The sequence below is a fragment of the Leptolyngbya sp. ST-U4 genome, from assembly GCF_039962215.1.
Lineage (GTDB): Bacteria > Cyanobacteriota > Cyanobacteriia > Elainellales > Elainellaceae > Leptolyngbya_A.
This window is the reverse complement of the sequence record NZ_JAMPKZ010000072.1, coordinates 1-8,389: the sequence shown is the minus strand read 5'-3', so window position 1 is coordinate 8,389 and position 8,389 is coordinate 1. Positions and strand designations below refer to the sequence as shown.

Genomic DNA, 8,389 nt, shown 5'->3' with positions numbered 1-8,389 from the left:
AAGCACTCTGTCCATCTGAGCTACATCCTCATTGGGAGCATCGACGGGGGTTGCACCCGCTTCTCCATGCTTGAGAGGCACGGCGACTTCTCTATTCGTCCACGATGCTACAAGGCGGGGGAGATGGGATTTGAACCCACGATCTTTCGCTCGACAGGCAACTGCTTTGAGCCAGACTAAGCTACACCCCCAAAGGTGGCATTTATGCGATTTTCAAGGTTCGGAGGGTTTACTACAGCGCCTTTGTGAGAGGTTGCAGTGTTGATACTACATTTATACTACAAAAGTGCTACAAGTTGTCAACCCTGTACTACAACTTTTTTTCTTAAGTAGGAGGGCGATCGGGAAAGAAATGCTTGTATCGCCCTCTCCTACTGGGTCCCCCCGTTACGCTAGGGAGGAAATATGGGCTTCACTCATCTGCCACAGTTTGTAGATCAGGAACTCGGTGCGATCGCTCATCACCGCCAAGAACATCCCTTCGTGAGCATCCTTGTCCTCGGCAATCCAACTTCCGCTCAGCCCAACTTCCACAAACTCCTCATCTACAGCAATGAGGGTGGCTGCTGAGCCATACTCCCGATCTAGTGCCATCCCCAGCACTTTCAGTTCAGAAATATCCGCAGGCAGCAGAAAGGAGGCACAACCGGGTTCAACATGGAGCGTTTGCCCTAACCGCATTGCCAGGAGGACTCGCTGGGCAATCAACAGTTCGGGGTTGGTCGTGGTCCGCTCCATGTACAGCCCAACATCGGTGTAGTTCAGCTTCAACATCGATCGTGCCTCCTTTTTAGGCTTGAGGTCAGGTGTCAACAGGTTGCTGTTCTTTCCAAAACTGCTCGGCAAAGGCGATCGCTGGATGCATTGGTGCTTTGGGTTTGGCTCTCAGTACCATTCCGGTTTCATGCAGGAGGCGATCACCTTTGCATGAATTGCACTTCTCGCAGGCGGTCACTACGTTGTCCCAGGTATGGGTTCCGTCTTTTGAGCGGGGAATCACGTGATCCAGCGTCAAATGCTTGGTGCTGCCGCAGTACTGACAGGTGTGGTTGTCGCGACGAAAGACTTCCCGTCGATTTACAGGAGGTACTTTCCAATGCCGCTCTGGATTGCCACTGGTCAACCGGATGTGATCTGGGATTTGTAGTACGACGCTGGGAGAGCGGACTTCCCATTGCTGGGTGCTGCTGAACTCCAGGGTCTCCGCCTGCCCGGTAACCAGAAGCACGATCGCCCGTTTAAGGTTAATTCGTGCCAGGGGCAGGTAGTTCTTAGAAAACACCACGACCTGGTTCTGAAGTATTGGAATTTTCTGTCGCTGCTTGGTCTGCATGAGTTTTCTCCTCAAAAAATAACCCCCGCCTCTGAACACCAGGAGCGGGGGTTGGGGAAGTTAATATGGCTTTCCCTATGTCGGTGTCAGGGTCGCCCTGCACCTCCCGCTGCTAGTCAGTTGATCCGAATTGAGTCGTCCGGCGATGTTACTATCAATGCCTTCTCTGACGGATTTACCGCCGCTAAACCAATACGTCCCCTCAAACGCAAACAGCGCCGCTGCTCTGCCTAGACCGTGTTGAGGTCGGCACTGCATGGCGCTGCTTAAGGTGGTGAGAAGGATGCGTATCATGGAAGGCTGTAGTATTTGTATTACAAATCCGAATGTCTACATACTACATTTGTAGTATTAAATTGTCCACCCTTGATTGAAATTTAGGATGTTCGGTTATGGATACACGCAAACGGGGTAGCACTTCGGAAATGCAGGTGACGAGTATCCGACTGGAACCTGAACTGAAAGAGCGATTGCGGGAGATTTCTGGTGAACAGGGCTATCAAACCCTGATTCGAGATGTGTTTTGGCAGTTTGTGGAACAACAGATGGGGGTGGATGAGGTGCGACCGTATTCAGCCGAGGATAGGCGATCGCCCTCTTATCCCCCATTGTTATCCATGTCAGATATTCGAGCCACGTTTAGGGCGATCGCACAGCAACATGAGCAATGTGCGATTACAGGTAAGACCATTCACCCACAACAGATGATGTGTTTAGGGCTGACAATCAATGGAGCTATTTGAAATGACCCCCGCTTTTCGGACAGGAGGGTAGGAGTAGTATCCTTGTTCTTGAAAGGGGGCAACTATAACAGCAAACCGTCGTCAATACACCGCAGAGTTCAAAGCCAAAGTCATCCTGCAAGTGCTGAGTGGCGAAAAGACACCGAGCGATCTGTGCCGAGCGCACAAGCTGAACCCGAATGTGCTGAATCGGTGGCGCAAAGAATTTTTGGAGCAGGCACCGAGCATCTTTGAGCGGGGTGAAGTGGGCAGTGAGCATGAACAGAAGATCGCCGAATTGGAGCGGTTAGTGGGGCAGTTGACGGTACAGCTAGAGATCGCAAAAAAAGCATCGAGCTACTTGAGCCTGGACAAAAACGGGAGACGGTAATGCAGTTGAGCCAGGAGTATCCGATTGCGACCCTGTGTCAGGTGTTGAACTACCCACGCAGCCAAGTCTACTATCAATCGCAGCCACCGCCAGACGAGACTGAGATCAAAGAGGCAATTGTCAAGCTTTGTGGGCAGCATCCGACCTATGGTTATCGTCACATCACGGCGATGCTACAACGTCAAGGACAGGAGATTAACCACAAACGGGTAGCGCGGCTGATGAGGGAGCTAGGACTGGTTGGCAAGCAACCGGTCAGACGGAAACGGACGACCAACAGCAACCATGCGTTCCAGCGATATCCGAACCTGGTGATGGATTTAGCCATCGAGCGACCGGATCAAGTTTGGGTAGGGGACATCACGTACATCAGGCTGCAACAGGAATTTGTGTATTTGGCAGTGTTAATGGATGTGTTCACGCGTAGTATTCGGGGTTGGCATCTGGCGAGAAGCATGGAGGTGAGCTTGACGATCACGGCTCTGATGAAGGGACTAGCGAAGGGGCGACCAGAGATCCATCATTCTGACCAAGGCGTTCAATACGGGTAGTGTCTTACATCTGTTGATAGGGTAAACTAGTGGCACTAGCAATCTGTTTGTTTTCCCCATCTACAAGTATTCACTCTAATGGCACTGATTCCAGTTGTTTGTCCCCATTGTCAAGCCGATAGGGATGTCGTGAAAAACGGCAAAACAGCCCAAGGTAAACAGCGCTTCCTCTGTCGCTCTGAGATTTGTCAAGGACGAACCTTTATGCTGAACCCGTCTTACCCAGGACGCACTAGCGCTGTCAAAGAGCAGATTGTGGAAATGAGCCTCAACGGGAGTGGTATTCGAGACATTGCCAGAGTGTTGCAGGTCAGTACTCGAACAGTGATTGGAGAACTTAAAAAAACAAGAAGTGCTCAAAGCAGTGAATGAACTCCTTCTACAACAGATTGAGCCTGAGCAAGTGCAGGTCGAGATTGTTCGAGTTAGTCTTGGAGCAGAGAATTCAGGCATTGAAAGTGAGCTAGACGAGATGTGGAGTTTCGTTCAGAAGAAGGCAAATCAGCGATGGCTATGGTGGGCAATTGACCATCACAGTCGGAAAGTATTAGCGTATGTATTTGGGAATCATAGTGATGCAGTATTTAAGAAGCTGCAAGCACTGTTGGAACCCTTTGGCATTAAGAAGTTTTACACAGATGGATGGGGAGCTTATGAACGATGTTTAGAAGCTCAGCAGCATAAAGTTGGAAAGGCAAACACCCAAAGAATTGAACGGAAGCATTTGACGCTAAGGACAAGAATCAAGCGATTAGCGCGAAAGACGATTTGCTTTTCCAAGTCTGAGCAAATGCACGATACCGTGATTGGATTGTATATCAACCGTTATGAGTTCGGGCTTCAACTGTAATTATAAACATCAACAAATGTAAAACACTACCGCGTTCAATACGCAGCGAATGAGTATGCCAAGCTGCTAGAGCAGCACGCAGGCAGAAGTGGGACAGGCATGGCAGAACGGCTATGCAGAGCGATGGATGCGAACGATCAAAGAGGAGGAAGTTGACTTATCGGAGTATCGGAATTTCGCAGAGGCGTATGAACAGATTGAACAGTTTTTAGAGAATGTGTACACAAAGAAGAGAATACATTCATCATTGGGTTATTTAACACCGGATGAATATGAGAAGAAATGGAATGAACAACAAAAAGGAAATGTGATATAAAAGAGACACTTCCTTAAAGTCTTCGATCTCCTGTCCGAATTCATGGGTTCACTTCAATTGTTCCATTCCTCCTTGAGGATAGCTTGAGTCAATCAAGTGGCTAAAATTGCACTTATCTCTATCTGATTATTCTCAGATTATTACCGAGGTTTCCCGGAAGGACAAGCATTTCAGGCGCAATAGGAGGGCTTTCTGGAGCAGAAGTATATGGGGCGATCGCTCAATGAAGAGTGCTGGGCGTGCAGTTTGTTGATGGCAGCCGAAGCTCGCAAACTTCATGATGAAGAGCTTGGAGGCGATGGCTGCTGGCAGGAGGTGTGCCACAGTCGGCGGTCTTATTACCGGAAAGGTCGGAGCAGAGGGGCAGGGCGATACTCTTCCAGGCAAAGTGACCGGTATTGAGGAAGGTGTCGAGGCTGATGGCTACCAAGTTTTGAACATCATTGGTGTATTGCCAACGAGTTCCTTCCAGGCTGAGGAGAAATCTTAGTTTGTCTGCATTCTCAGGGGAGCGATCGCGCCAGAATGCCCTGACGGGTTCCCAAAATTGGAGTAATTGCCAGTAGGTTCATCGGAATTGTCCTTCACGCTCAAGGGTTAAGCGTCCAATAAACCAGTCTGCGAAACTGTCCTACATTTCACCACTTAAGATCTGCTAGTTAAACGCTAATTTAGGAATGCAGTTGCGACTTAAATGTCAACTGCTGAAGTTCCTCTTGATTCCAGTTGCCTAACCTGGCGGCAGCTTCGTAAGTGCTTTGCAAGAACTCTAACAACATCTGATCCGGTGATTCTGCCTCGCGGACAGCGTCATAGGGCAAAATAAATTCACCCAACTCTTTATTGTAAAATGCAGCATCGGGACGAACCTCAGCCTGCTTAAACCCATCGGGTTCTGGGTACGCATAGGAATAAAACGCTGGGTATGATAATCCGGCTCCGGGCCAAAATCCGGCACTACTGACTTCCTGGGAATAGGCTTCCTGCGCCACTGCATCCGGTAGATTTGGCACCCCTCCTGGATGTTCAGGAGCCGATCGCCCCGAAAAGCGAGTCACTGCTAAATCAAAACTCCCCCAGAAAAAATGAACCGGACTAACCTTGCCGGAAAAATGGGAACGAAATTCTCGAAAGACGCGATCGGACTGTAGCAACACTCGCCAGCATCGATTGGCATAATCCGCATCATAAGCAGCATGGGTTTCATCCTGCTCAAATCGAATTGGATCAGGGACTTCATTTGGTTTGGTGTTAATCGTGATGTGAAAATCTAATTCTCTCAGAGTTTCCATCACAGTCTGATAAAAATCAGCAACCGAGCGAGGGTAGAGTGCGATCGCTCGTCTTGCCCCTTCGCTGGTTTGAATCAGCAGTTCGTGATCAATAAAATCAAAGTCGATTTGAAAGATGCGACTGCCATAGGGAATCGTGGACGTGGTCAGTCCCCGAACGGTTAAATAGAGGGGGATATGCCAGGAATGATTAATCCACGGAGTTTGGGCAAATCGGATTTTGCCGATGATTTGAGTCCACATGTGCAAGGTGGTATAGGTCTCTTGCCATGCGTCCAGGGGTAAACTCGGCCAAATATCCGTTAGGGCAGGCTGATTTGATATCATGGTTTCCTCGCGAGTAGAAAAGGGGCGCGTGATCAATAGTTCTTCTGTTGTTCGTCGGCAAAACACCACAGCCATTGTTCTCCCAATTCGGCTGAACTAATCACCGCGTGTCCGCTTTCTTCGTAATGGTGGCGAGCGTGTTGATTTTTAGACGAGTCGCAGCACAGCATTTTGCCGCAGGTTTGACAAATTCTCAAGTGAACCCAGCGATCGCCAACCCGAAGGCATTCTTCACAGCGGAATACCGGGTAATTGGCTTTTGAAATCATATTCTCTAGTGTCAGTTCGTTCAGGTGTTGACAAGACATGGAAGATTTCTGTGAATGTGCAAGATATGTACTTGATCAAATGGGATACAGCCATGTGCGAAAGAGTTGAGTGAGGCGCGGCATAATCACGTAGGTCAGCAGGGCAACCGTTAGACCTGTAACCAACAACGTTCTGAGCAATACTGGAAGCCCAGCTAGGAGCGGTACTAGCAAACGATTGAGAATAGATATCGTAAAAAACACTCCCAGCCATGTCACGATCGCCATTTTGTAGCGCGGAGGTGGAGCCTTCATGGGTTTGTTGGGAAGCGTAAACCAGGTTTCCAGACCCGTTAGAGTTTGAATGGTTTCAGGCTTTTCAATCAAGGGCTGCAACCGCTCTAGCCATTCCTGCCGCACACTGGATTCCAGCCAGGTTTTGAGGTTGTCGTAATGATCAAATCTGAGAATTGCTACATATTCAGGATGAGCATGGTCACAGGGACGGATCACGCTGACCCCTAAGTGTCCCTTAAATTGATGGGCAGCCGTCGCAATTCCGTGCAACCATTCCTCATAACCTTGCTCACGCCCAGATCGAACGAAGTGAGAAATGATGGCGGTTACTTGGTGAGTTTCTTCATCTGTACCTACTACCCCTGGCTCTAGCATGAGAGATGACCTCAGAAAAACTTGGTTGCAAGGAACGCGATGAGTGCTAATGTGCGATGGCAGCTTTTAGGGCAGACTGAGCATTTGCGATCGCCAGATTCCGGGCTTCATCACCCAGATTAAGGCTATCGGCATAGACGAACTCAATATCCGTTATACCAATAAACCCAAAAATGAGTCGCAGGTAGGGCGTTTGTAGATCATAGGCGTGAGTAGGGCTACCTTCGGGATAGGCTCCGCCTTGAGCCATAATGATCGTCATTTTCTTGTTGTGAACCAGTCCCTTGTAACCTGTTTCATCAACGGAGAATGTACGTCCCGCTCGCACAATCTGGTCAAGGTAGGCTTTTAAGTTGGCAGGAATGCTGAAGTTATACATGGGGATACTGAAAACGTAGCGGTCGGCTGATAAAAACTCGTCGATCAATTCGTCGGACATTTGAATTGCAGCGGCTAACTCAGGTGTATGTTGATCGGATGGAGTAAATGCAGCCGCGATCCAGTCTTCGCTCACAAAAGGAACAGGGTAATGCCCAATATCACGGTAGGTGATGGTGTCGTTGGGATGAGTGGTTTTCCATTGGTTAATGAACTCTTTAGAGAGCGTGCGAGAGATGGAGCGATCGCCACGCGGACTCGCATCTAAATGGAGAATGTGGGTCATAGGATAAATCTCAGATTGTGAATGAAGAATGTAGCGGAGACGAATGAGCAACCGCTGGCGATCGCCCCTATTCTATGCACGAAATCATCCAGTGCTGCTGCAATGCCGCAAATGAACTGGATCACTGAGCAATGACAGCATTCACTTAGTTACACACGAGTCATGAGGCGTTCGCGATTGGCAGAGCCAGCATTTGATGTTGCTGCATAGCTCGTCATTAGGTTTTTGTAGTCAGGACTAAACCCTGCAAGGAGATTACCTAGCCCTTCAATATCGTTACGCCAATCACGGTGCAATTCACCCACAACGCTATACCAATTGACCAACTGAGCGCCAGCACGAGACATCCGATCCCAAGCTGCATCGCGACAGGTTTCATTGAAGGTGCCAGAGGCATCGGTGACAACAAAAACGTCATACCCTGCCTCCAATGCTGAAAGTGTGCAAAAAGTCACACAGACATCCGTGACAATTCCGGCAATAATCAATTGCTTCTTACCAGTTGCTTCTACGGCTTTAACAAATTCGGCATTGCATAATAGGGATATGAAATCAGGGTGAAACCGATGCAATGTCCCGACTGTAGCTCAACTGATATCAGTAAGAACGGCAAGCAAAGAGGTAAACAAAATTACCTTTGTAAAGCGTGTCGGCGACAATTCATCGAAATCTATGATCTGCCTACTGGATACCCAGATGAGTTCAAGCGTGAATGTCTCAAACTGTATGTCAACGGCATGGGTTTTCGTGCTATCGAACGGGTCAAAGGCGTTCATCATACGACGGTCATTACTTGGGTCAAACAAATTGGTGAGTTATTAGAGTTGTCGGGAAATAAGAACAGAGCTAGCCAATGCGACCTTTCAAGTTCTTCCTATGCCGCAGTCAGGTAGAAGTTCCATAATCCTGCTGCGGTTAGCATAAGGTGATCATCAAACTCCGCTTTTCGATTGCGATAGATAGCGCTCACCGCATTGTAACGCTTGACTCCAGCAAACGCATTTTCACAGACCACTCGCGATT

The 8,389-nt window shown here is 48.7% G+C and carries 11 protein-coding genes, 2 tRNA genes and 5 pseudogenes; 7 read left to right on the top strand and 11 right to left on the bottom strand.

What is annotated here, in order from left to right:
- Positions 1 to 32 precede the first annotated feature (32 nt).
- The 5 genes from NDA02_RS27815 to NDA02_RS27795 all read right to left on the bottom strand — a co-directional run bounded on the left by NDA02_RS27815 (position 33) and on the right by NDA02_RS27795 (position 1,627).
- A tRNA-Glu gene (locus NDA02_RS27815) sits at positions 33 to 109 on the bottom strand.
- 6 nt (positions 110 to 115) lie between these two features.
- Positions 116 to 191: transfer RNA gene (locus NDA02_RS27810), tRNA-Asp, on the bottom strand.
- A gap of 196 nt (positions 192 to 387) precedes the next feature.
- A complete protein-coding gene (locus tag NDA02_RS27805; RefSeq protein WP_348256280.1) occupies positions 388 to 774 on the bottom strand; it encodes an alr0857 family protein in 387 nt (128 codons plus the stop codon).
- Between the two features lie 28 nt (positions 775 to 802).
- Positions 803 to 1,333, bottom strand: a complete 531-nt coding sequence (locus NDA02_RS27800) for an HNH endonuclease (RefSeq protein ID WP_348256279.1) — start codon at positions 1,331 to 1,333, stop codon at positions 803 to 805.
- 75 nt (positions 1,334 to 1,408) lie between these two features.
- Complete coding sequence (locus NDA02_RS27795; RefSeq protein WP_348256278.1) at positions 1,409 to 1,627, bottom strand: hypothetical protein; 219 nt, start codon at positions 1,625 to 1,627, stop codon at positions 1,409 to 1,411.
- Between the two features lie 98 nt (positions 1,628 to 1,725).
- On the opposite strand from NDA02_RS27795, the gene NDA02_RS27790 reads away from it, so the two are divergent.
- From NDA02_RS27790 to NDA02_RS27765, 6 genes and pseudogenes are all read left to right on the top strand, one after another.
- Positions 1,726 to 2,076, top strand: a complete 351-nt coding sequence (locus NDA02_RS27790) for a hypothetical protein (RefSeq protein ID WP_348256277.1) — start codon at positions 1,726 to 1,728, stop codon at positions 2,074 to 2,076.
- A gap of 64 nt (positions 2,077 to 2,140) precedes the next feature.
- Positions 2,141 to 2,991, top strand: a pseudogene (locus NDA02_RS27785) (IS3 family transposase); the annotation flags it as partial.
- Between the two features lie 84 nt (positions 2,992 to 3,075).
- Positions 3,076 to 3,369 (top strand): IS1-like element transposase, encoded by a 294-nt coding sequence (locus NDA02_RS27780; protein ID WP_348249341.1) that lies wholly within the window; start codon positions 3,076 to 3,078, stop codon positions 3,367 to 3,369.
- Positions 3,362 to 3,847 (top strand): IS1 family transposase, encoded by a 486-nt coding sequence (locus NDA02_RS27775; RefSeq protein WP_348249340.1) that lies wholly within the window; start codon positions 3,362 to 3,364, stop codon positions 3,845 to 3,847. The genes NDA02_RS27780 and NDA02_RS27775 overlap by 8 nt, the downstream gene beginning before the upstream one ends.
- A gap of 33 nt (positions 3,848 to 3,880) precedes the next feature.
- Positions 3,881 to 4,163 (top strand): annotated as a pseudogene (locus NDA02_RS27770) (integrase core domain-containing protein); the annotation flags it as partial.
- 277 nt (positions 4,164 to 4,440) lie between these two features.
- Positions 4,441 to 4,653: a hypothetical protein gene (locus tag NDA02_RS27765; RefSeq protein ID WP_190791264.1), complete on the top strand. Its 213-nt coding sequence runs from the start codon at positions 4,441 to 4,443 to the stop codon at positions 4,651 to 4,653.
- A gap of 181 nt (positions 4,654 to 4,834) precedes the next feature.
- On the opposite strand, the gene NDA02_RS27760 is transcribed toward NDA02_RS27765, so the two are convergent.
- From NDA02_RS27760 to NDA02_RS27740, 5 genes and pseudogenes are all read right to left on the bottom strand, one after another.
- The gene (locus NDA02_RS27760; protein WP_190791263.1) at positions 4,835 to 5,782 is read right to left on the bottom strand and encodes a DUF5996 family protein; all 948 of its coding nucleotides are present in this window, start codon (positions 5,780 to 5,782) and stop codon (positions 4,835 to 4,837) included.
- Between the two features lie 32 nt (positions 5,783 to 5,814).
- A complete protein-coding gene (locus tag NDA02_RS27755; RefSeq protein WP_190791262.1) occupies positions 5,815 to 6,090 on the bottom strand; it encodes a UBP-type zinc finger domain-containing protein in 276 nt (91 codons plus the stop codon).
- A 36-nt stretch (positions 6,091 to 6,126) separates the two neighbouring features.
- A complete protein-coding gene (locus NDA02_RS27750; protein WP_190791261.1) occupies positions 6,127 to 6,702 on the bottom strand; it encodes an antibiotic biosynthesis monooxygenase in 576 nt (191 codons plus the stop codon).
- A gap of 46 nt (positions 6,703 to 6,748) precedes the next feature.
- The gene (locus tag NDA02_RS27745) at positions 6,749 to 7,366 is read right to left on the bottom strand and encodes an FMN-dependent NADH-azoreductase (protein WP_190791260.1); all 618 of its coding nucleotides are present in this window, start codon (positions 7,364 to 7,366) and stop codon (positions 6,749 to 6,751) included.
- A 149-nt stretch (positions 7,367 to 7,515) separates the two neighbouring features.
- A pseudogene (locus tag NDA02_RS27740) lies at positions 7,516 to 7,893 on the bottom strand (isochorismatase family protein); the annotation flags it as partial.
- Positions 7,894 to 7,932: 39 nt separating this feature from the next.
- Here NDA02_RS27740 and NDA02_RS27735 point away from each other — a divergent pair.
- Positions 7,933 to 8,187 (top strand): annotated as a pseudogene (locus tag NDA02_RS27735) (IS1 family transposase); the annotation flags it as partial.
- Positions 8,188 to 8,240: 53 nt separating this feature from the next.
- Here NDA02_RS27735 and NDA02_RS27730 read toward each other — a convergent pair.
- A pseudogene (locus NDA02_RS27730) lies at positions 8,241 to 8,389 on the bottom strand (IS5/IS1182 family transposase); the annotation flags it as partial.